Raw genomic sequence first — 24136 nt, forward strand, 5'->3', positions numbered from 1 at the left:
AATTCCCCCTTATAACTTTGGTTTTTTTAAAGAATAAGCGATGTTTTGTACAAGCAAAACACCATCTTGAACTCCCTCAATCATAACTTGTGTTCCTTGCGTAATATCTGTCTTTCCAACTGTCTTAGCTGGTATCGCATTGCTTCCAAATTGTGAAGAGACTAATACTTCTCCAAATCCTTCTTTCGGAATAGTGATAATCACTTCTCCTTTGCAGCCAACAAATTCATCCATACGCTGCACTGTATTTTGTTCAGCTTCTGCAATTGGTTTTAAAATCAATATCTTCATTAGAAAAACACCAATAAAGGATATGCCAAAAGAAAGACTAAAAATAATAATACTATTCAAAGAAAATAAATACTCTCCTATATAACTAAACCCACAAAGCATTGCAAGGAAACTGAGCAGCAGCGTTACAATGGATGTAGATCCACCTCCGAAGCTAAATATGGATTCGAATATATCTCCAAAAAAGATATAAATAACGGTAAGTACAGTAGCAATAATAAATCCATATAAATAAATTGTTTCAAGCGGATAACCAAATAATGTCATGCCTTATCCCCCTCTCATTATTGCTTCTCTCTTTGTTATATGTATGCCTCACCTCTTTCAAGGATTATTTTTTCATAATTTTCAGTTATTTAATATTTAAAGAAAAACCTGTATAACAGGCTGCTTAAAAAAGAACAGGAAGAGCCTATTGTGACAGGCTCCTCCTAGAAAATAACCGATGTATTATATATTTATATAATATACTATTTTACATAAAAAGTAAAGTTGTATATACATTAGAAATGGATTTATTTTACTAATAATGAATATGCCCCATTTTTATTATCAAATTTATATACATATAAATAATACTTTCCTGGTCTTGCTTGATATTGTTCCTTTATAACATTTCCATCAGCTTGACCATAAGCGACATAATTTTGCATATCTTCTTCATGATGAAGCACCCATGTCATCCCAATTTGTTGTTCATTTATAACAGCAATGTCCACTTCTTTTGGTGATGTGATCTCGAACGTATAAACATCCGTTTGATTTAGAGTGTTCAAACTTCCTTTTATAAGCGTATTAAAAGGAAGTATCTTAGTTTCTTCAGAGCCTGCATTTGTTTGTGTATCCTGTTTTACTGTGACTATTGTTTGTTCTTTTATTTCTTTTCCTTTACTATCTTTCACTGTTAATGTCACAGTATATTTTCCTTCTTTCCCATATACATGAGTAGGATTTATTTCTGTACTTGTTTTACCATCTCCAAAATCCCAAAGATACGAATTTATTTTTCCATCTGTACTTTCTGTACCATCACTATGAAACTGAATTTTTTCATTTACTTTTCCCTGATAGGGCCCATTTATATTTACTTTAGTTGTTGAAATTTCTTCTTCATCCGTTGCAACACCATGAAATACAATATCATATTCAAACTGATTTGCTGCATTCACACGATGGTTAACAAAATACGCTGTAACTGTTTTATAGCCGCTCCATTCTTTTTGCGATAGCTGTTCTAATACCTGATTCATTTGCTTACTCATCACTTTCCAATCTTCTGATTCATCTTTTGATACCCCACCTATGTACGTGCCTTCTACTGTAAATGTGTTAAAGAATTGAGACTTATGTTTTATAATTTTTGCATCTTTTACATTCGCAACATCTGCAATTTCTTTTTTCACTTCAGTTAACGCCTTCGGTGCGTGTTTTACTAAATAATCATCAGATACTTGTGGTACATTATATTTATCTTGATTATCAATTAAATGCTGCATATATGCTTGATATTCTTGATTTAACTTTAAATCCTTACTTAAAGCTTCACGATATGCATCATAATTTTTCACATCATTTGCACGTATTAAATCTTGAACCTTGTCAAATGTTTCAAATCGATGATTATATAAATACGACTGCAATGCAAAGGAATAGTTATAAAAATCCCATGATCCATACTTTGCAAACAATGTTCGTTCTGCTGAATAACGACTCGCCGTATCAGATGCTATGCCACTAATTATACTCTTACGCGGCACGACATTATTTGTACGTGTAGATCCTGCAAAAAATTCCGCATTCCCTTCTTGGAACCAAGTTAATCGTTCATTTTGATACATGTCTCCCCTTCCAAATAAACCAGGAACCTCATATCTTCCTTGTAAATAATGTGTAAATTCATGACGGAATAACTCTTCTAAACTATAAATACTTTGTTCCGGTGTGCGCTCATATGTAAAGAAAGTACCCTTCTCTTCGATATAGATTCCACCATTGTTTGTTTCATATCCATATAACTGTCTATTTAACTGATATTCATCCGGATTATTATAAATTACTACTGTCAATACATCATCAGCGTTCCCTGATTCTAACGCTTTATCATTTCCAATTACACGATGATATTGTGCTTTTACTTCCTTGGCAGCCCAATATAATCTCTTAATCTTCTCTTCTGTTACTTTGTCTCCTGTTTTAAATACGATAGATCCATCATCAAATTTGTATGTTTTCGGTAGATACCGCTGTTTACCTTCTTCCTGTACTTTCTCTAAATCAACAGTATTTCCACTAGAGTCTTTCCCACCATAATTTGTTGTAATCTGCTCTACTGCTCCAAAATAAGCTTCACTTAAATGAGGATACATATGCATTGCTTGTGTGATAACTTCCAATCCTTTATTTGGATTACTATGAAATTTCCCTAAACGTCCTACATAATAAATACCGTTATTAATTAACCAACTATTTTCAGTTGTTACATTTCGTATGAGTGCGATTCTACTAATCTCATTTATAAAGTTATCAATCTGTCCAAACCACATTGTCGCATTAGGTTCTTTATGCGTATCATACAAATAAGACTGTATGTCATAATCAATTCCTTGCATGAGATCATATACAGCTTGTCCCTTCATACGGTCACTTACATATGTAAAGAAGTTATCGTTATACTGTTTTAAAATATTTGCCGCATACTGCACTGTTTCAGCATCACTAGAAGCATTGCTAATTAATTTACCATATGCAGATATCACTATATCTTGCTCTACTGTACCAAGTTTAAAGTTTGGATTTTTTGCGATTGCCTTTAATGCTGGTAAGCATCTATCCTGAAAACTGCGCTCATTTAAATAACTTAACTCTTTATTATAAAATCCAACATAAAAAGCTGAACGTAATACTTCAACAAATGTTTCAATACCTTTTGTATCTTCTTTTGTGAACGCATTTCCACGACTACCTAATTCATCAATAATAACCTGCATTCGCTCTTTCTTTTGATAAAAAGCTTTCGCATCTTGATTGAATTGGAATAAATCTGTAATTTGATTCCAACGAATGTTTGCTAGCGTATCAATTAGTTCACTATCACTCATTCTATTAAGCTCTGCCATAGAATAACTTTGCTGGAATTGTCTAACTTCAGCCCGCTCCGCAATCGGTGTTGGTCGCTGTGAAAAATCCCCTACTTTTAAACGCTTTTCAAATGATAATGTTTCATCGCTTTTGGTTGTATGTCCAACTTCATCTTTTGAAGTTTCTATACCTATAGGCTTCATTTGTAATACGTTACTTTGATCTTTTTCTGCCGCCAAAGCTTCAAATTGAACTCCTCCTAACGATAGCGCTATTGTACTAATACCAAGAATTATTGGATTAAACTTTATCTTCTTGTTCATGGTAAATCCTCCTGAGTTATATATTCCAAACAAGAAAATAACATATTATCTTGATAAAATAATATAAAATGCAATATTTCATATTATTTCTGTATATATTTCGAACGTTTTATGAATAATTATACTAACGTATCTCTTCTGTAAAAATCGAATTTTTTGACATTAAAACCAATAATTGTTATGATCAATATAATTATTAACTAAATTAAATAAAAGGTGGGATTCTATGATAAAAAAAGAAAACAGTGTATTTTATATCTCCATCTTGCTCACAACCTTATTTATTATATGGGGTGTGATTCCAGCGAGTTGGATACAAGGCTATGATTTACAAAGTGTTACCTCTTCTTTAAATTCTTTTATCCTCAATAAGTTTGGGTGGTTTTACTCTCTACTTATGACCACGATGATTGTTTTAGCTGCTTATTTAGCATTTTCAAAATATGGGTCTATTCGTCTTGGTAAAGATGATGAACAGCCAAAGTATAGTTACCTTTCTTGGCTTGCGATGTTGTTTGGAGCAGGAATGGGAATTGGCCTTCTCTTTTATGGAATTACTGAACCAATTTCACATTTTGGTGCACCACTTACTGGTAAACCTGGAACAGAGCAAAGCGCAAAACTTGCCATGCAATATTCTTTCTTCCACTGGGGTCTCTTCCCTTGGTCACTTTATGCAATGGTTGCTTTAACAATCGCATACTTTACATTCAGAAAGCGAAAAGGTAGTACAATTGGTGCTACAGTTATTCCTTTATTTAATCGATCGAAAAATTCTTCTATTGGAAAAACAGTAGATATTTTAGCTGTGTTGGCAACCGTCTTCGGAATTGTGCCATCCGTAGGAATCGGTGCACAACAAATTGCTGGAGGATTAAGTTACTTATTTCCTTCTATTAACAATACAATGAGCACACAGCTAGTACTCATTGCTATTTTTACTGTACTCTATTTAACTAGTGCGCAAACTGGTTTAGATCGTGGGATTAAATATTTGAGTAACTTAAACTTCTCCCTTGCTGGAATATTACTCGTTTCCTTTTTAATTCTTGGTCCAACTGTCTTTATTATGAAATACTTTACTTCTACACTAGGTTCTTACATTGGGGCACTACCAAGTATGGGATTAAACTTAGGAGCCTTTAGTAAAGAGTCCTCTTCTTGGATTGAAAATTGGACGATTTTCTACTGGGGTTGGTGGATTTCTTGGTCGCCATTCGTCGGTACATTTATCGCCCGCGTATCCCGTGGACGTACAATCCGTGAATTCATTTTTGGCGTAGTCTTGATTCCAACACTCATCTGTACATTTTGGTTTGCTGTTTTTGGCGGAACTGCGATTCATATGGAAATGTTCCAATCACTTGGAATTGCTGATGAAATCGCTAAATATGGAACAGAAATTGGATTATTCGCTGTTATTTCACATTTACCATTCTCAACATTCTTAACCATTATCGGAATAATCTTAGTTGCAACGTTCTTCGTTACCTCTGCGGATTCTGCAACATTCGTTGTTTCTATGCAAACAAGTAATGGTAATTTATCACCCAAAAACCATTTGAAACTTATTTGGGGATTAACTATTGCAGCGATCGCAGCCATTCTCTTGCAGGCTGGCGGATTAAATGCCTTACAGATTGCGGCGATTATTGCAGCCTTACCATTCTCTATTGTTGTTGTTTTAATGGTCACTTCACTCTTTAAAGAATTGCGTCAGGAAGACGTTGCTGTTCAAACCAAGCAAATGTCACAAAAAATGAAAAAGGTTATGTAATTTTCAGCACCTCTAAATAAATAGAGGTGCTTTTTATATGCCAAAAAGGAAAAATAGAATGAATATAAAAAAACCCCTTAAAAAAGGGGTTACGCCATTTTCTCACCTGATTCTTCTCTAAAAAAGCTCTTCATTGCGTGGAATACATCAGCTTTCTGTTTTAAAATATAGTACCTGAAATTCTCATCTTTAATATTTTTATAGGCTGACATAAGCGTACTGTGACGATTATACTGATTTACTTCTCCATATCCAAACATATTACATACCTTCATCAATTCTTGTACAAGCTTAACACAACGAGCATTATCTGATGTTAAGTTATCTCCATCTGAAAAATGAAATGGATAAATATTATAGCGTTCTGGTGAATACTTTCCATCTATAAGCTCAAGTGCTTTTCTGTAAACAGAAGAACATATTGTTCCACCACTTTCCCCTTTTGAGAAAAACTCTTCTTCTGTCACGACCTTTGCTTCTGTATGATGGGCAATAAATTCTATATCTACCGTTTCATACTTTGTACGTAAAAACCTTGTCATCCAAAAGAAAAAGCTGCGCGCCATATACTTCTCCCAAATTCCCATAGATCCGCTTGTATCCATCATTGCTAATACAACAGCTTTTGAATCTGGCTTCAATACTTCATTCCATGTCCGGAATTTCAAATCCTCTTGACGAATTGGATGAAAAGCAGGCTTTCCATTCATTGCATTTCGTTTATAAGCTGATATCATCGTCCGTTTTTTATCAATATTTCCCCATAACCCTGTTTTTCTAATGTCATTAAATTCAATATGTTCAATACGATTTTCATCCATTTCTTTCCTTTTTAAATTAGGTAACTCCAACTCTTTAAAAAACGCTTGCTCTAATTCTAAAATAGATACTTCTGCTTCATAATAATCTTCTCCAGCTGCATCTCCCGCACCTTGCCCTTTACCCGGTCCTTTTTGCTTTTGACCACCCGATCCATCTCTTGCAACCACATCGCCAACTTTACTATCACCATTTCCTTGGCCAACATGTTTATTCTTATCGTAGTTATATCTAATTTTATATTCATCTAAAGACCGAATTGGTATTTTTACAACGTCCCTACCATTAGACATAACGATACTTTCTTCTGTCACAAGGTCTGGTAAGTTATTCTTAATTGCTTCTTGCACCTTTTCTTGATGGCGTTGTTGATCGTCATGTCCTTTGCGATGGAGGGACCAGTTTTCCTGTGAAATTGTATAATTTGGTTGATTTTCTTCGCCCATCCTTTTCCCTCCTTACTGTAATTTCCCTTATTTTTCTCTAATAAACAGTAATATATAAATTTGAGGTTATAATGTAGCAACAAGAGTAGTAAAAAAGTATCTGTTCATTAGAACTTACTTTTTCCATAATCATATGGCACCCATGGCTTTTTTACGTATTACTCTGAACTTCCTTAACAAAACTTTGATATCCACTTTACTTTGAAATTTCTTTCGCTGATAAGAAAGAAACACAATTCATTGTTGCACACTTTTTCACTCTGCAACATATTGTATTGTGTTGGCTTTTTCTGTATGAATGGTTGGTTACTCTATCATATGCATATTGTGAAAATAATTGACAATAAATTCATGAAATTGCATCTTAATTTCTTCTGTTTGGACAAGTCCATACATGAAATGAAACATTCACTTTGAAAAACCGACATCAAACCTAATTTTTAGGTGGGCGAGAGCATCCAGCCAAGCATAGAAGCTGTCAGTTCCTTTTCGAGCCCATGTCATGTAAAACAAAAAGAAAAAATGAGTGGGGATTTCCTTTTTTGTTTTCATAGTCACAATTTAGATGTTGGAAAACAAAAATGGATTTATATGGTATATTATCCTCACTTCAATCAGATAGATACAAAAACGCTGCCTCTGGTTTCATAAGAGACAGCGTTTTATTATCAAACTATCGATTCAACAAGCTACCTACATAGCGAAGCAATTCATTCGCTGATGAAGAATTGTAGCCATGTTCATCGATTAAGCGTGCTACAACATCATTAATTTTCTTCAGCTGATTTTCGTCTGGTGTCTTAGTCGATGTTGTAATTTTTACAACATCTTTCAGATCGGCAAATAATTTTTTCTGGATCGCTTCGCGAAGACGCTCATGTGAGTTGTAATCAAAACGCTTCCCTTTACGAGCATAAGCAGAAATTCGTATTAAAATTTCTTCTCGGAATGCTTTTTTCGCATTTTCTGAAATACCAATTTGTTCTTCAATAGAACGCATAAGCTTTTCATCTGGACTCATTTCTTCACCTGTTAACGGATCCCGTAATTTTGACTTATTGCAATATGCCTCAACATTATCTAGGTAATTATCCATAAGCGTCTTAGCTGACTCTTCATACGAATACACAAACGCTTTTTGAACTTCCTTCTTAGCAATCTCATCGTACTCTTTCCGTGCTAATGAAATGAAATTCATATAGCGCTCGCGGTCTTCATTACTAATGGATGGATGTTGGTCTAGCCCATCTTTTAACGAACGTAACACATCAAGCGCATTAATCGATGGTACTTCTTTTCTAATAATAGTGGAAGAAATGCGATTAATAACATAGCGCGGATCAATCCCGCTCATACCTTCATCTTGATATTCACGCTGCAATTCTTCCACATCAATTGAATTATAACCTTCGACCATTTCTCCATCATATAAACGCATCTTTTTAATTAGATCAATATCCGGACGCTTCGGATCTTTCAGGCGTGTCAAAATTGTAAACATCGCTGCGACGCGAAGCGTGTGCGGCGCAATGTGTACATTTGAAACATCACTTTCGCGAATCATCTTTTCATAAATATGTTCTTCTTCACTAATCCGTAAATTATATGGAACCGGCATTACAATAATTCTTGAATGTAACGCCTCATTTTTCTTATTAGAAATAAAGGAGCGATACTCAGTTTCATTCGTGTGGGCTACAATTAATTCATCTGCTGAAATAAGCGCAAATCTTCCCGCTTTGAAATTCCCCTCTTGCGTAAGAGACAATAGATGCCATAAGAATTTCTCATCACATTTTAACATTTCTTGAAATTCCATCATGCCACGGTTTGCTTTATTTAATTCTCCATCAAAACGGTATGCACGTGGATCTGACTCTGAACCATATTCTGCAATTGTAGAAAAATCAATACTTCCTGTTAAATCCGCAATATCCTGTGATTTTGGATCTGAAGGACTAAATGTACCAATTCCTGTCCGGCGATCTTCCGAGAAGAAAATTCTTTCTACAATTACATCTTCAATTCTTCCACCATATTCTTTTTCTAAACGCATCACATTTAATGGTGACAAGTTTCCTTCAATTCTTACGTCATATTCATCGTAAAAGTCATCCCGTAAATGATGTGGTATTAGATGAAGAGGGTCTTCATGCATCGGGCAACCTTTTATCGCAAAAATAGCTCCGCGATCTGTACGCGAGTATGTTTCTAACCCTCGCTTTAACATAGTAACTAACGTTGATTTCCCCCCACTAACTGGTCCCATTAATAATAAAATCCGTTTTCTAACATCTAAACGTTTTGCAGACGGATGAAAATATTCTTCCACAAGACGCTCTAATGCGTCTTCTAATCCAAATAACTGATTGCTAAAGAAATTATATTTTTTTCGCCCTTCTACTTCTTCAATACCAGCGTCTTTAATCATATTGTAAATGCGAGAGTGTGCAGTTTGAGCCACCCATGGTCGTTCTTTGACAAGCTCCAAATATTCCGCAAACGTACCTTCCCATTGTAAACGTTCTTCTGCTTCTCGATGCTGTTCAATTTTCTTTAGAATATCCATTATAGCTCCTCCCCCATCTCCTTGTTCAATCGGATTATTATAAAAGGTATGCGAGGATGTCCTTAAACATTCTTTAAATCCAAATGAAATCTGCTACAAACATTATAAATTTCATCCCAAAGTTAAAAGAAAATTCGGTATAATAAAGTTATAAGGGAACTTCTCCCTCATTCTTACAGATATCTCTTCTTTACTTCCACAGAATCTACATAAACTTCAGATCCAAATTGGCTAAAATAAAATATGAAGAAGGAGGATTCATATGAAATTATTATTAATTTTAGGTGTATCACTTACATTTCTTACTGCAATTTTCACTTCAGGATATAATGATAAACCAGGTACAAACAAAAATTGATGGGCCTAGGCCCATCAATTTTTGTTATTTATTACATGCAGGCTTTAGTATACAATTTCTAAATCTAAACCTGGATAATTTTGTTGACGGAATGCTTCATAAATTAAAATCGCTGCTGTATTGGATAAATTTAAAGAACGTACTTTGTCAGTCATTGGAATACGTAAGCAATGATCGAAGTTTTCTTCGATTACGTTTGCTGGCAATCCATTTGTTTCTCTACCAAATACAAAGTAATAATCTTTCTCAGGCTTACTATAATCAAACGCTGTATGTGCTTTTTCACCATACTTTGTTAAATAGAAAAATTCACCGTCACTATTTTTTTCATAAAACTCTTCAATTGAATCATAATACGTAATTTTTACGTGCTGCCAATAATCTAGACCGGCACGTTTTAACATTTTATCATCTGTTGAAAATCCAAGCGGTCGAATTAAATGTAATTCTGTCCCAGTAGCTGCACAAGTACGTGCAATATTTCCTGTATTTGCTGGAATTTCTGGTTGATATAAAACAACATGTACTCCCACGTGATATTCACCTCAATCTTTTGTCTACTACGTATTATACCACTTGAATGAAAAATCTCTACCCATTAATAATATGAAAAAATTTATATTTCATTTGTGGCGTATATTTACTGGAATCTTCATAATTCCAATATCGCCTGCGGCTATTAGCAGAATGGGCATTTACAAGCGGCATACCATCTGCATCTTTGGCTACAACGATTGTTGTATGATTCCATCTGCCATCATCTTCAAAATCATAAACAATTACATCACCAAGTAGAAGATCTTTTGGATTTTCTACTGCTTTAGCACGTAGTCCTGTTGTAGCTCCTGATAAATACCAATAAAATGAATGAGCAACTGCCCAACTCCAGCTCCACTGATTCTCCCGTTGCCACCATCCTTTACGAATGTTAGGATACCCAGTCATTGGTGTTTCACCAGCATGCAGACACTGCGAAATAAAATTTGTACAATTATCAGGAAAATTACGATATGCCGGATTCCGACCATCCCACCAATACTCCGCATATTTGACAGCTTCCAAGCGATTATATTGATATGAATCATACTTTCCTTTTGTTACATCGCGCTCTAATGTTTCACCTTGGAACCTTTCTTCTGTTATTTCAATATCTTTATCTTCTACAATATGCCCATCTTTCAAATAAACACGTCGTTCTAATTGTTCTTCTTCCATATAGAATAATTCATGGTGATGAACTAAATATTTCAAATGAACTTGATAATCTACTTCTTGATATTGCTTACTATTCCATTGTCTTATAAAAGATACATCTGCTGTTGCCTTCACAATTTCAGCATTACGGTTTTGAAACAAGTTTTTTTTTCGCTGTACTACTTGTAATAAATCAGCAGGAATCTCATCGACACCTACACGTTTATTTGTAATATACGCTAAAAATTGTTGCATCTGTTTTTCAATCTTTTGTTTTACCAGCATCCCTCTCCCTCCCATATTATTACAATATGAAAAAGGAAGACATTATCTACTGTTTTTTCTCGGCTAACATTTCAAGACCGCGATTCATTTCATGAAGAACTTCTTCGTCATTTTCACGTTCCATCGCCTTTTCAATCGCTTCCCCTACACCTTCACCACCGATTTTCCCTAAAGCCCATGCGGCTGTCCCTCGAATTACAGGTCTTGGATCCTCTTTCATAACACCAATTAAATCAGGAATTGCTGTGGTTTCCTTGAAATGAGCAAGGGCTAAAATCGCATTTCGTTGCAACGGTTTTTTCCCGCGCCATGATCCAGACATAATGCCGTATTTTTCTTTAAAATCTCGGTTACTTATCGTTAATAATGGGGTTAATAGTGGTTTAACAAGCTCTGGGTCTGGCTCCATTTCTGGATGATTATGAAAATCCTTCCCCCTGTTCTTTGGACAAACTGTTTGGCACGTATCACAGCCGTAAATACGATTTCCAATTTTATCTCGATATTCTTCTGGGAGAAATCCTTTTGTTTGTGTTAAAAAAGCAATACACTTTTTTGAATCTAACTGTCCTCCCTGTACAAGTGCACCGGTTGGACAAATATCAATACACTTTGTACAGCTTCCGCACTGATCTTCTATTGGCTGATCCGGTGGAAATGGTACATTCGTAATCATTTCACCTAAATACACATAGGAGCCAAATTCTGGCGTAATAATGGAACAGTTTTTACCACTCCATCCAATACCAGCACGCTCTGAAACTGCACGATCACTTAATTCTCCTGTATCCACCATTGATTTTACTTCTATATCTGGAAGCCGCTCAATTAAATACGCCTCTAATTTTTGCAGACGATCTCGTAAAACAAGATGATAATCTTGTCCCCAAGAAGCACGACAGAAAATCCCCCGGCGTTCTCCTCGTTTACTTAACGGTGCATTTTTCAATTTTGATGGGTACGCTAATGCAATTGCAATAATTGATTTTGCTCCCGGCAATAGTAACTTTGGATTTGTTCTTTTTTCAATATCAGGCTCTTCAAAACCAGACTGATAATTTAATTGTTGCTGCTGAATTAAACGCTGCTTTAATTCTTCAAATGGTGAAGCACTTGCAAAACCTATTTTATCTATTCCAATTGTTTTACTATACGCAATTACATCTTGTTTTAACTGCTCAAAATCCACGCTTTGCCTCCTTCTACGATGAATATATATACTTAGTCATCTACTGATGGTTAGCAATTCACTTCGTAATCATAGTTCTTAATTCTATTTTCGCATAAAATCTTCATTTCCAAACATTAAAAAACGCAATGCCTCGTTTATCTTAGAAACGAAACACTGCGTTGATCACAATGTATTATGAAAATATAAATAATATCTGGAGCGGGTGAAGAGAATCGAACTCTCGACCAGAGCTTGGAAGGCTCTTGTTTTACCACTAAACTACACCCGCAAATGTGAAAAAAGAGAAGCTATTCAAATAACTTATGTAAAATAGTATAGCACGTCACAAAAACCTAAGCAAGAATTTTATCGAAAAAAGTCGAAAAAGTGATGAGTATACTCGTCACTTTTTCAATTCTTTATCAATTTCCTTTTTTATACTATCATAATCTGGATTTGCAAGATTTCCGTTTACGTATACTGAAGGAGCACCTTGTACTTTCAGTTTTTGTGCACGGTCTGAATCTTTGCGTACTTTATCTTGAATTTCTTTGCTATGTAAATCTTTTTGAAATTGATCTACATTAACTTTTGGAAGTTTTTCCTTCACTATATTAAGAAGCAGTTCTTCTGTAATCCATTCTTCAGTATCTTTCTTCTGGCTTTGATAGATTTCATCATAGAATGTCCAGAAAGATTCTGGATCCTGTTTATAAATCGCTTCGCCAGCCGCTGCACCTAAATCAGAATCTTTTCCAATAAACGGGAAGTTAATAAAATAAAATTGTACTTTACCTTTATTAATATACTCTTCCTTTAAACGGGGTAATACTGTAGCATCCCACGTTCGGCAAGCTGGGCATTTAAAATCTCCAAATTCTACAACCTTAACAGGAGCATCTTTTTTACCTAAAGATTGCTGCGTGGAATAAGCAAACATCTCATCCCCTTTATCCTTTTTATCATTTATGATACTGTATGCAATTGTCCCGATTACAATTAATACTGCGATAGAAAAAACAATACCAAGAGCCATGATTTTATTTGATGATTTCATATACATTCCTCTTTAAATTCATATTCTGTATACATTGTTGTACACATTACACATGATATCAATACTTTTATACATCATGCAATGAACACGCTCACATAATTTCCAAAAATACGACAAATGTGTCAATATTGTGTCTCTTCTTTGGCTATTCTATTCAAAAAAAAAGCGAAGTTCCCTCTATGGAACTTCGCTTTTAGCTTACCGCTTTTTCACGAGCTACTTTTTGTAATGAATGCTGGGTTGGAATATCATGACGAATTACTAATTTTTCACTAATCGCTTGCACATATTCGTTATGACTAATATACCCTTCTTTTTCCATTAATTTCAAAACAACATTTCGTCTTTCTACTGCTTTATCATAATTTTGAGCAGGAGAATAATAAGCAGGGGCTTTCACAACAGCAGCCATCATTGCACTTTCACTTAATGTTAATTGATTTACCTTTTTCCCAAAGTATAGCTGGGATGCTTTTTCAATCCCCCATGCACCTTCTCCGTAATAAATATTGCTCACATATAATTTTAAAATCTCATCTTTCGTAAATGTGCGCTCAATTTTTTTTGTATAGAAAATCTCTTTCCACTTACGGGAAAATGTACGTTCATTAGATAAAAAAGCATTTTTAGAAAGCTGCTGTGTAATTGTACTTCCGCCCTGTACAACACCACCAGCTTTTATATTTTCAATAGAGGCTCGAACAATTGCTATATAATCTAAACCGTTATGGTGATAAAACCTTTTATCTTCTGTCGCAATAAATGCATGAGCTAAAGGTTCTGGTACTTCTAATTTAGCGGATACCTGTAGCTTGCTAATATCACTTCGCTCAATCATTACATTTCCAATCAATAATAATGTACAAGTAATTAGTAATAATAAAATAATAGCTTTATAAAGAAACTTTGTAATTGGATTGAATGAAACCTTTTGATGATAGTTGACCCTAGACAGTACTCGTTCTTTCATCGTACACACCTCTTTTCCTTATAACATATATAGTCCTTACATTTAGAATACTGTTTCTCAAAGCAATCTCCAATTGATTTCTCTTACACTTACCTTACAATGTTGTAAGCTATAAAATACATATTCTAGCAGAAAAAGTAGCAAGCTTCTATTCATATAAATTGCTTTAAAAATCACATACCCTTCTTCTATTATATCATCTGCATATTTTTCAGTTTTAGTTGTTTCCCTCCTAATATTTTTTCTACAGCATATCTAAAGAAATTAATATAACAGTTTAATTTGAACAATATAGATATAATACCAAACAAACGTTCTTGCAATCAATATCTATTTACCATATGTATTTATCTTACTACATTACCCAGTTTCACCGATTACGCATCATACTAGACATTTTCCCTTACACAATATAAGAAAAAAGAACAAGTTATTTGGTAATACCTCAAATAACTTGTTCTTTTACATAAAGTGAACCTTTAATCAATGGGGGTTTTCTTCATCCTCCACTGATTATTAATTAAACCAATCGGGCTTTTACGGACAGCCCGCTCCCCACCTAACTTTTACTTTCACTGAATTTTGAGACGAAGGTCTTACTGCCCGTAAATAGCGAGATAAATACCATATCCTATAATCTTTCTATCAAATCATAAGGATCTACTTTCCAGGTTTCATATGGAATGAAATTCTTTGCTTTTATAGCATCAAGTGTCCTTGATTTCATGTGAGGACGCGTAATATATTCATCAATATTATCTTCATTCAAAGTAATAAATTTTGCTTCTTTTATTTCTTCTGGTGGGGCTTTTATTTCTCCGTTCACATACTCCACTTTAAAGACCACTGATAAAATATGCTTTGAGGCATTATAGTAAAGACCTGTAATTCCAACTGGTTTCACTAAGAGGCCTGTTTCCTCAAGTACTTCTCGACAAACTGCCTGATCAAGAGGTTCTCCCTCTTCTACTTGTCCGCCAGGCATTTCCCATGTATCAGCTCTCCACTGTACCTTTACTAATAGAATTTCATTATTTTCATTCGTTATGCATGCTGAAACAGCGACAATATGCTTAGGTATTTTATATTCCATTTTATAGCCTCCAAGAAACATTCATTAAATTTTAAATATAATATATATTAATATTCAATATCAGATGCAAAAGTCCTTTTCCTTTAGGCTATAGATGATCTAAGAAAAAAGACCTTTTGTTCTAAATAACAAAAGGTCCCTTTTTCATATATTATTCCCCTAAATCTACATTGTGGTAAACTTGTTGAACATCTTCTAAATCTTCCAATGCATCAATCATTTTTTCAAATTGTGCTTGTGCATCTTCTGAAAGTGTTACATCACTTTGTGCAAGCATCGTTAATTCAGCAACTGTGAATTCAGTGATACCAGCATCCTTAAGCGCAGCTTGTACCGCATGGAACTGATCAGGCTCAGCATAAACGATAACTGCCTCTTCTTCTTCTAAAATGTCACGTGCATCTACATCTGCTTCCATTAAAATTTCAAGCACTTCATCCACAGTTTTTCCTTCAAGTCCAATAACAGCAGTCGCATCAAACATATATGCTACTGAACCATTCACACCCATGTTACCGCTATTTTTACTAAATGCAGCACGTACATCTGCTGCAGTACGATTCACGTTATTTGTAAGTGTATCTACAATTACCATTGATCCGTTTGGTCCAAATCCTTCATAACGAAGTTCATCATAGTTTTCTTCTGAACCACCTTTTGCTTTTTCAATTGCACGATCAATAATTGTTTTTGGTACACTATATGTTTTTGCACGCTCTAATACCACTTTTAAAGCTTGGTTTGATTCTGGATCTGGTTCACCTTGTTTTGCTGCTACATAAATCTCACGTCCAAATTTAGCGTATACACGGCTTGTATTTGCATCTTTTGATGCTTTTTTGTCTTTAATATTATTCCATTTACGACCCATTCTGTTCCACTCTCTTTCACGTTAAAATCTACATAAAAAATATTAATATGAAATATAATGTTTATTCAACACTTTTTCAAAAGAAATACAAAAAGTTCATTATCGACTCACATTATTGACATAATATACATCGATATAATTTTGTTCATTTACCAAATTATATTATACCTTAATTCTATAATTCATTACGAGTTTAACACTCAAATAACATGCTTTGACAGTGTCAATGAAAAAAGCCTCCCTAAAAGGAAGCTTCTAACTATAAATTATGGATGTTTATTTTCCTGAAACATGCTTAAGGTCTCCTGAGTTGTGTAACTGGCGTGTTACTTCATCTCCGAAATTATTTAAAGAGAAATTTTGTTCATCTACTGGATCCATAACTCCTGTAGCTTTACCAATATTCCCCTCTTGTGATGTCCAAAAGTAGTTATGGTCATCTACAATTTTACTAAAATCTCTATTTACCCATCTTTCAACAATTGCTAAAAGTTCTTCTTTCTTTTCAAAGTTACTTTGACTTACGATATTTTTTACTGTCTCAGCATTCTTCTTAGACATTGGAATAGCGCCCCATTTTTGTTCTGCTACTACTTTTTGGTGAGTCATACTATGCATTGCTGCAATAACATCATTTTCTGTAGAATCTTTAGTAATACGAAGTTTTTCATCTGCTCCTTGTATTCCACCAGTCATCGATTCTTTTTCTCTTGGAACTTCTGCATATTCGCCTTTGTCTATCTCTGCACTAGCCTTTTTATCTGCTGGATTGTCTGCGAGTTCAAGCATTCCGAAAGTTATACCGATAGTAAGAGCTATTAATCCTACGATTGACCCCAACCAAATTATTGTTTTCTTTTGCATCTTATTCCCCCATCTTACATTTCATTTAATACCCCATATTAAGAATATTATACCAAAAATGTATTATATATGTAACGATGGTAAATTAACCGTTTATTTCAAGTAATAGTTAGAATTGAAATTGAACTTCAAAAAGGCGGTAGAAAATTTGAATGAATTAAAAACTGCGGAAAAAATTATGGACATTATCCAAAATTTAAGCAACGAGGAAAGATGGAAGTTGTTAAATATTTTGTACGATGAATATTACAATACAACGGTTAACAAAGGAATGCCAGTAGATTAAAAATACGTCAAAAGTCATCTTTAGATTATTTTTTGTCGTGTCGAAAAAACAAAAAAAAGACTCCAACATCTCTGTTAAAGTCTTGATTTCATCACGTTATTTGATACCGATGGTCGGGGTCGAACCGACACTCCCGAAGGAACACGATTTTGAGTCGGTTATAGAATTTAATCCTTCCCATAAACCATCGAAAACATTGATATATATACGTTCTTTTACGTTCAATTTTAATTTAAACCAAATTATCACATACGACTATCTTGTAAACAAGTATATTTCGTTTAAAAAGGTTAGTCAAGTTGAAGAGTGCGACATAAAACGAGTTTCTTCCTATTATATAAGTGATTATATTGTTTAATATATTTTTGCCCTTACCAAGAAGATAGACATTAACTTTCCAGTTTAAAACAAAAATTTCTTTACAAAAGTTTTTCCTACTATTAAAAATTATACATTTCTTTTTATATCTGAACTTATAAGATCAAAGAAATTTATTAAATCGTAACCGAACCTAGTAACCTTCGTAAATTTTTCATATGAATGTCTACGGAATTGATCTTGAGTAATTTGTTTATTAATAAATTTCGCTAAATCTTCATTCGTTTTAACTAAAGGTGTATTAATTAACCCATAATTTTCAAGTCTATTTTCAATATAAGTATTATAAGCCTTTTGTTCATAATACTTCCTAGTTTCTTCTTCTGTCTCAGGCGCTTTAAATGCAGTTGGATATCTCTTACCTTCCGCTCTTAATTTACCTAAATACATTTTATAGTCTGGTGTTAATTCGATTAGTCTTTTAATTTCATCAAGCCTTAATTCTCTAAATACATCATAATAAGCAATAAGACGATCTTCATCTCTAAAATCTCTGTCAATAATGTTTTCAAAACCATTGAAAAGAAATTCAACTTTTTCATCTTGTATATCATTCATTATGTCTTCTAAAATAATAGGAAATGCTTTTTGTTTAAGAAATTCATTAAATGCTGCATCTTTCCTCTGAAGCTTACTTTCAATAACCATAAGGCGTTCTTGATGTTCTTCTAAACGTTTTTTCAATCGATTTATTCGATGTGAAGTAATTGCTCCACTTATATAAGGTGCTACACTTCCAATATTATCAAATACTAACTCTATATTACTGCCTTCTTCAATTCCTAATAAATTTTTTACTGATTTAACTACATCAAATTTCATTTTCTTCTCCTTTACATGGTTGATTAGCTAACTTCTCGAAATTCCTTTATTATTTCAGGAATACCTGTTTTTAGCTCGGCTTCATTATATTCCATCTTTAATTCTTTTTTTAATTGATTATATTCTTTAACAATTGTCGTTACCAAATTAAAAGTAACCTCGCTAGGAACTTTCAAAGATGTAGTATAATCTTTAAAAATATTTATTAGTTCTATACTAGCGTATCCCGAATTAGTTAGTATCAATTTTTCCATTGCTTTTCTATCTAAATGGTCTTGTGAGCTTCGCTGTCCTAAAGTAAGCGAACCATTCCCTACCCATCCAGTTTCTTTTGCCATATTAAGCCTTGAAAGTATCATTGCGTATACAGGAGCATACAAATTTTTATATTGTTCCATTTTAAAATTCCTTTTTACCTTTCTTGGCTCAATATATAGATGAATAATTAGAAACGTAAGAACTGAAACTATTACTGAAATAAAAGCAGACAATATTTTTATATCGATTTTCATGCTATCCTCCAATTAACTTATAATTATTTCTTTTTCACACAGAAAGCACCCTAATTAAAGAGTGCTTTGAAAATTAGCTATTCTCCACTGTATCAATACCATAAGAAGTTATCTTAACTATGCGTCTATCTTTAGAAAAAGGTCTATATTCAATCAATCCTTTTCCATTTAAATATTCATAGGTTAAGTGTTTTTGTCTATCTTCTTCAGACACATACACATCAAGATAAACACTTAATGCATCTCCATTATTTTCAAAATGGTAATTATAAAGTTCTTTTAATAAATTTTTTCTTAACGTTTCTCTCTCATTTAAGGTTAAAGACATAAAAATTACCCTCTTCCTTTATTTAAAAAGCCAATTAATAATTTATTTAAATCGAATACGCTTGTACAATTTACAATAAAGATTTTATATTAAAGCAATTAAGCTATTATTTCTTTCCTTTTGCTTGTGCCAAAACTGAAGCAGCAAGACTTTTTGTTAGTTTGCTAGTACCTTTACTTTGTAATGCTTTTGACGCTTTAGATGCCATAGATGCACTCGATACTTTCTTTGATCCTTTTGCCATTTAATCACCTCCTTATTCCAAATGGACATTTTTACCTTTACGTATATATTGTATTACGTTTCAAAACAAGACACAAGATATATGAATAAATTCTTTCTTTTAATAAAAAAAGCACTTCCAAATGAAATACTCTTTTAAAATTATATTAATTAGTTATTATCCATGAGCCTTTGTCAGCAGGATTGGTATATGCTACTTCTCTTCCTTGACTATCTGTGACAATAATTGTGATTTTCTCACCTTTAGGTATAACCCCAGCCTTCTCTAAGTTAGAATTTATAATCGTTCCTAACAACATTGTATCTGCTTCTTTAAGCAATTTAGATTTTCTATACCATGCATCATCATTAAAAAGAAGAATTACTTTCTTCTCTCCACTATCATCATATAACATATCAATTACTTCATTTGGTAAGTTCCTTTTCGTAAAGTCCTTTGACTCATCTAATGCCTTCTGTATGCTCGTATCCATATTTTGAGGATTAGTTGTTACAGTTGCTTTTGTTTCTGTATCATCTACAGGATTAACATTTTCATTTTTCACTTCACTAGCAGTTTCTTTTGTATCAGTTTCTGCATCTTTACTTCTCATTAGATAAATATTAACTGAAAGAAGAACTATAATTCCAATAATAACCGCTACCTTTACATACTTGAACATAATCTAAATCCCCTCTCTTAAAAATTCCCCTATGAAATAAATTAGGTTCATGCGCCCTTATTTAAACAATTCGATTGTTCAGAATGTAAACCGCCCCTCCCCCCCTATATTGTCTTATCACTGGAAGGGATTGGCAAGATGTTTTTTTACATATGTAACCAATTGATTTAATCTTTATGTCAGATCACGCAAAACTTCTTATTAAATGCAGAAGTATCATGTATAAATAACACGATGATTTACACTTCAAAATATCGTGGAATTATTGCGTAGAATTATAATTCTATGATAAAATTTACATATAAACAGACGGAATACATACATAAACTCATGAATAGCAAGCAGAAAAAGTTGCGTAGAATTATTTAGGGAGGAATTATCATGATTCATAAGTTCGTGAATGAAGCATTGAAAGGAAAGTCAGCAACAACTGTTAAGACATACACTCATGCACTAAAACAATTTGAACAGTGGCTTGATGGAGCAGGAACAGACTTGGAAGGCTTTGCTCGTTCTGATGTCCAACAGTATATTGACTACATGGTCGCTAATAAGAAGTCAGCTGCAACTATTAATAAAGTATTTAATGCATTAAAGAAGTATTGTAAGTGGAGTAACAAGACAGAAGCAATAGAAGACATAAGTGTAGTGAAGCAACAAGACTTAAAGCAAGTAGCACCTAAGTCACTCGATAGAAACGAACGCAATCAACTCATACGTGAAGTGGATAGAGCAGGCAACAAGCGAGACTCGGCTATTGTAATGCTTCTATTGAATACTGGATTGCGTGTTAGTGAACTTACAAATATAGATATCAATGATATAGCCCTTACCGAAAGGAAAGGTACGGTTAAGGTTATTGGAAAAGGAAATAAAGAACGTACAGTACCATTAAATGCAGAAACTAGAAGGGCTTTAAATAAGTATTTAGAGGAACGTAATGGAAATAGTCCAGCCTTTTTCTTAAGTAATAGAGGGGAACGTATCAGCGTTAGAAGTGTGCAGCACCTAATAAACAAATATGGATTCAATGTACATCAACTACGGCATACGTTTATTACTGACCTTGTACGTGCAGGGCATGATATAAGTGTTATTCAATCCTTGTCGGGACATTCCAGTGCTGATATGATCCTTCGCTATTCAGCACCATCAGAAGAAGATAGAACAAGCGCAGTTGAACAATTATATAAGAATTGATACAAGGCTATCGTTTACGATGGTCTTTTTTCATGTAAAGATTTATTTCACTTCAATATATTGCAACTCGTAAAACAAAAAAACTTCCCTCTATTATGCTTACGTATGTATCATTTCGTACATCTTCGTTAACAACGCACAAGATGGCGACCACTCTCATTCCTTGTTTCTTCATCCACTCCTTATCACTACAAACACATGCATTCTTACACTTATTTAACGTAACAACTCCGAGAAATTACTTCATATATGAAGTATTAATGTTTTACAGATAAGAGGGATTCAGCTACTTCTTATCTCCACTTAATTCAAATTGGCGTAGAAATGAGCATTACAGTTTCAAGTTTTAAACGTTTTGAAACCCCCTTTTTTCCCTGTATCAAATGGTACAGGGATTTCTTTTGTCCATTTTTAAGCGTAAGAAAAATAGAATATCAAACCATGCTTCTTACTTTATTTTTAATCCATTTATAACAAATTCAAAAATGATATGACCATTGATTTTAAAGCTGATTCCACTCGATACGTTTACTCGGTAACACTCGATGAAAATCCTTCGAGTAATTACATCTTAATTAATTTTTAAAACGTAAGAATTACGCACGATTCCCAAGTATTACTGGTTTAAAACAGTACAAATAAGGAAATTCGAAAGGAATGTTAAATTATGGTTAAAAAGGTTTTTCACACATCTGATATGTCGCTAACTGCTGCATTATCAACAATTAAAGGAGCATCAATTGGTCATGTAACTGTAACTCAAAAGGAGGACGATGGTTATTTGGTTACATATGAAGTGACATACGAAGAAAATTTACAACCAGCAATCGACAACATGATTGAGCAATATAAGGCGAACACATTACAACTAAACGTTAGATCACTAAGTTCACAATTAGCTTATTGTCGTTATTTATTCAATCTTAAAACAAGACAATATCAAAATCAGATTTAGTGGAGGTTCAATATGTTTAATACACCAAAATCAAATTTAGACAAGAAGATCGAAGAATTAGAACAACAATTAACGCTATATAAACAAGTTGCAGAATTAAAGAGAGAATTAGCCCTTGAACATGCTATACAAGAAGAATTTCGTATGATTGTAAAAGTCACTATAGAATTTCTTAAAAATAAAACTCTGCAAGCAAATCCAAATGAAAGCGAGGTGAAGAATTAGTGCCTAGAATAGTTCACTTAGTCGATAAGGAAACAGGACAAATATTGGGTGAAGATATTATTAATCCCCAATCACAAGTAATATCTGAAAATCAAAAACAAGCATATAAGAACAAATTAGAAAAGGAAAGAGATAACCGTCATTTCAGTTTTGCGGATATGGAGAATATTAAAGAAGTGATTTCTAAATTAACAAATATTCAGCTTGGATATTTATTAAAATTACAATGTCATATGGAATTCGGAACAGGGTTTTTAATTGGAAAGGATGGGGCGGTTATGACTAAGAAAGTGGACATTGAACATACATTAGGAGTTACAAATAGTACTAATAAACGTTTATGTAAAGCACTTGAAAGTAATGGGATTTTGGAAGAGGTTGAAGGTGGATATCGTATTAATCCTACTTATCACTTTAGAGGACAAGTTCAAGAACAAAAGATAATCAAACTATTTACTACAACATTAAAACATTTATGCGAAGTTCTGAAACCTGCTGAAATTGGATTCTTATATAAGTTACTTCCATATGTTCATTATGAAACTAACATGGTTTGTATTAATCCTCATGAAGTTGATCCCACTAAAATTGAATTTTTGAACATCAAAGCTATTGCTCAACTTGTGGATATGGAAGAGAAAAAAGTAAGCACGTTATTGACTAAGTTAAGAAAAGGTCTAATTGTAGCTGAAGTAAGAAGACAGGATAAGAAAAATATCTTTTTTGTTCTCAACCCTTATATCTTCTATCGCAAAAGTGGAAAACCAGACGATACATTACGAGGTATGTTTGCTGCTTCACCATACACATCGAAAAAATAGGTGTCTTTTTTGACCCTTTTTTTCCCGAATAGGTGTCTTTTTTGACCCCTTTTAAATTACGCTCAATCCATTGTGGCAGTAAGGCTGAACGTTGTTTTGGGCGTTGATTACTTCTTATTCTTTGATACAAGTTAACTTTATATATAGTTTAATAATTTACAAGTTTAATATAGGTAAGAATTATCTTTTACATATATTCCTTGTTATATGTCCTCAATTGCCGGACGGCTTAGTACTTCACTTTCGTTTGTACATACATTTTATAAATAAAGGAGGTAGAAAAAAGTTTATGAAAAAGAAATACATGAGTCGCAAAGAATTTATTCAACACGTTAGTATTTTAACTTTAGGATATTATGCATATAAAAATGAACCAATTTCATTTCCACAAGTTGCTGAATATCTAAATACAACTACTGATAACTTACGATTAAAGAAACAAGATACTGATCTGATGAATCAATTATCTAAATGTGGAATTATTGTAGAACGAATTAATAATACGAATCATTTTGTACTAGCAAATAATTAACCAAAG

24 protein-coding genes and 1 tRNA gene are annotated in these 24136 nt (G+C 33.4%); 7 read left to right on the top strand and 18 right to left on the bottom strand.

The window, feature by feature from the left end; all coding sequences use genetic code 11:
- Positions 1–9: 9 nt before the first annotated feature.
- Together KFD70_RS19290 and colA are read right to left on the bottom strand one after the other, a co-directional pair.
- The gene (locus KFD70_RS19290; RefSeq protein ID WP_336452892.1) at positions 10–558 is read right to left on the bottom strand and encodes an NfeD family membrane protein; all 549 of its coding nucleotides are present in this window, start codon (positions 556–558) and stop codon (positions 10–12) included.
- Between the two features lie 248 nt (positions 559–806).
- On the bottom strand, positions 807–3692 hold the full coding sequence (gene colA / locus KFD70_RS19295) for a collagenase ColA (protein ID WP_431613290.1): 2886 nt from the start codon (positions 3690–3692) through the stop codon (positions 807–809).
- Positions 3693–3918: 226 nt separating this feature from the next.
- Between colA and opuD the strand changes: the two genes are divergently transcribed.
- Positions 3919–5469 carry a glycine betaine transporter OpuD gene (gene opuD, locus KFD70_RS19300; RefSeq protein ID WP_336452890.1) on the top strand — a complete coding sequence of 517 codons (1551 nt, stop codon included), beginning with the start codon at positions 3919–3921 and terminating at the stop codon, positions 5467–5469.
- 89 nt (positions 5470–5558) lie between these two features.
- Here opuD and yhbH read toward each other — a convergent pair whose 3' ends face one another.
- The 11 genes from yhbH to KFD70_RS19355 form a co-directional block, all read right to left on the bottom strand.
- The gene (gene yhbH / locus KFD70_RS19305; protein WP_336452889.1) at positions 5559–6734 is read right to left on the bottom strand and encodes a sporulation protein YhbH; all 1176 of its coding nucleotides are present in this window, start codon (positions 6732–6734) and stop codon (positions 5559–5561) included.
- 673 nt (positions 6735–7407) lie between these two features.
- A complete protein-coding gene (locus tag KFD70_RS19310; RefSeq protein ID WP_336452888.1) occupies positions 7408–9303 on the bottom strand; it encodes a PrkA family serine protein kinase in 1896 nt (631 codons plus the stop codon).
- A gap of 402 nt (positions 9304–9705) precedes the next feature.
- Complete coding sequence (trmL, locus tag KFD70_RS19315) at positions 9706–10194, bottom strand: tRNA (uridine(34)/cytosine(34)/5-carboxymethylaminomethyluridine(34)-2'-O)-methyltransferase TrmL (protein WP_098335745.1); 489 nt, start codon at positions 10192–10194, stop codon at positions 9706–9708.
- Between the two features lie 58 nt (positions 10195–10252).
- Positions 10253–11140, bottom strand: coding sequence for an amidase domain-containing protein (locus KFD70_RS19320; protein ID WP_336452887.1), 888 nt, complete (start codon positions 11138–11140; stop codon positions 10253–10255).
- 46 nt (positions 11141–11186) lie between these two features.
- Complete coding sequence (queG, locus tag KFD70_RS19325; protein WP_336452886.1) at positions 11187–12329, bottom strand: tRNA epoxyqueuosine(34) reductase QueG; 1143 nt, start codon at positions 12327–12329, stop codon at positions 11187–11189.
- 197 nt (positions 12330–12526) lie between these two features.
- Positions 12527–12600, bottom strand: a tRNA-Gly gene (locus KFD70_RS19330).
- 114 nt (positions 12601–12714) lie between these two features.
- On the bottom strand, positions 12715–13368 hold the full coding sequence (locus KFD70_RS19335) for a DsbA family protein (protein ID WP_336452885.1): 654 nt from the start codon (positions 13366–13368) through the stop codon (positions 12715–12717).
- A 193-nt stretch (positions 13369–13561) separates the two neighbouring features.
- On the bottom strand, positions 13562–14338 hold the full coding sequence (locus KFD70_RS19340) for a transglycosylase domain-containing protein (RefSeq protein WP_336452884.1): 777 nt from the start codon (positions 14336–14338) through the stop codon (positions 13562–13564).
- Positions 14339–14969: 631 nt separating this feature from the next.
- Positions 14970–15431 (bottom strand): NUDIX hydrolase, encoded by a 462-nt coding sequence (locus tag KFD70_RS19345; RefSeq protein ID WP_336452883.1) that lies wholly within the window; start codon positions 15429–15431, stop codon positions 14970–14972.
- Positions 15432–15582: 151 nt separating this feature from the next.
- A complete protein-coding gene (locus KFD70_RS19350) occupies positions 15583–16302 on the bottom strand; it encodes a YebC/PmpR family DNA-binding transcriptional regulator (RefSeq protein WP_336452882.1) in 720 nt (239 codons plus the stop codon).
- 276 nt (positions 16303–16578) lie between these two features.
- Positions 16579–17166: a PRK06770 family protein gene (locus KFD70_RS19355; RefSeq protein WP_336452881.1), complete on the bottom strand. Its 588-nt coding sequence runs from the start codon at positions 17164–17166 to the stop codon at positions 16579–16581.
- Positions 17167–17314: 148 nt separating this feature from the next.
- Here KFD70_RS19355 and KFD70_RS19360 point away from each other — a divergent pair, with 148 nt between their 5' ends.
- Positions 17315–17452, top strand: coding sequence for a hypothetical protein (locus tag KFD70_RS19360; protein WP_336452880.1), 138 nt, complete (start codon positions 17315–17317; stop codon positions 17450–17452).
- 447 nt (positions 17453–17899) lie between these two features.
- Here the strand turns inward: KFD70_RS19360 and KFD70_RS19365 are convergent, their stop codons facing one another.
- From KFD70_RS19365 to KFD70_RS19385, 5 genes are all read right to left on the bottom strand, one after another.
- On the bottom strand, positions 17900–18652 hold the full coding sequence (locus tag KFD70_RS19365; protein WP_336452879.1) for a hypothetical protein: 753 nt from the start codon (positions 18650–18652) through the stop codon (positions 17900–17902).
- Positions 18653–18675: 23 nt separating this feature from the next.
- On the bottom strand, positions 18676–19164 hold the full coding sequence (locus KFD70_RS19370) for a hypothetical protein (RefSeq protein ID WP_336452878.1): 489 nt from the start codon (positions 19162–19164) through the stop codon (positions 18676–18678).
- Between the two features lie 73 nt (positions 19165–19237).
- Entirely contained in the window at positions 19238–19492 is a 255-nt protein-coding gene (locus KFD70_RS19375; protein ID WP_336452877.1) for a hypothetical protein, read from the bottom strand.
- Between the two features lie 106 nt (positions 19493–19598).
- Complete coding sequence (locus tag KFD70_RS19380) at positions 19599–19736, bottom strand: hypothetical protein (RefSeq protein WP_176553786.1); 138 nt, start codon at positions 19734–19736, stop codon at positions 19599–19601.
- Positions 19737–19881: 145 nt separating this feature from the next.
- Positions 19882–20397, bottom strand: coding sequence for a hypothetical protein (locus KFD70_RS19385; protein ID WP_336452876.1), 516 nt, complete (start codon positions 20395–20397; stop codon positions 19882–19884).
- 381 nt (positions 20398–20778) lie between these two features.
- Here KFD70_RS19385 and KFD70_RS19390 point away from each other — a divergent pair, with 381 nt between their 5' ends.
- From KFD70_RS19390 to KFD70_RS19410, 5 genes are all read left to right on the top strand, one after another.
- Positions 20779–21597 (top strand): tyrosine-type recombinase/integrase, encoded by an 819-nt coding sequence (locus KFD70_RS19390; RefSeq protein WP_336452875.1) that lies wholly within the window; start codon positions 20779–20781, stop codon positions 21595–21597.
- Positions 21598–22264: 667 nt separating this feature from the next.
- Positions 22265–22552: a hypothetical protein gene (locus KFD70_RS19395; RefSeq protein ID WP_336452874.1), complete on the top strand. Its 288-nt coding sequence runs from the start codon at positions 22265–22267 to the stop codon at positions 22550–22552.
- Between the two features lie 12 nt (positions 22553–22564).
- Positions 22565–22777 (top strand): hypothetical protein, encoded by a 213-nt coding sequence (locus KFD70_RS19400; RefSeq protein ID WP_336452873.1) that lies wholly within the window; start codon positions 22565–22567, stop codon positions 22775–22777.
- Complete coding sequence (locus KFD70_RS19405; RefSeq protein ID WP_336452872.1) at positions 22777–23598, top strand: hypothetical protein; 822 nt, start codon at positions 22777–22779, stop codon at positions 23596–23598. Before KFD70_RS19400 ends, KFD70_RS19405 begins: the two co-directional genes overlap by 1 nt.
- Positions 23599–23887: 289 nt before the next feature.
- On the top strand, positions 23888–24130 hold the full coding sequence (locus KFD70_RS19410; protein ID WP_336452871.1) for a hypothetical protein: 243 nt from the start codon (positions 23888–23890) through the stop codon (positions 24128–24130).
- Positions 24131–24136 lie beyond the last annotated feature (6 nt).

Source organism: Bacillus pfraonensis (assembly GCF_050768835.1).
Taxonomy (GTDB): Bacteria; Bacillota; Bacilli; order Bacillales; family Bacillaceae_G; genus Bacillus_A; species Bacillus_A pfraonensis.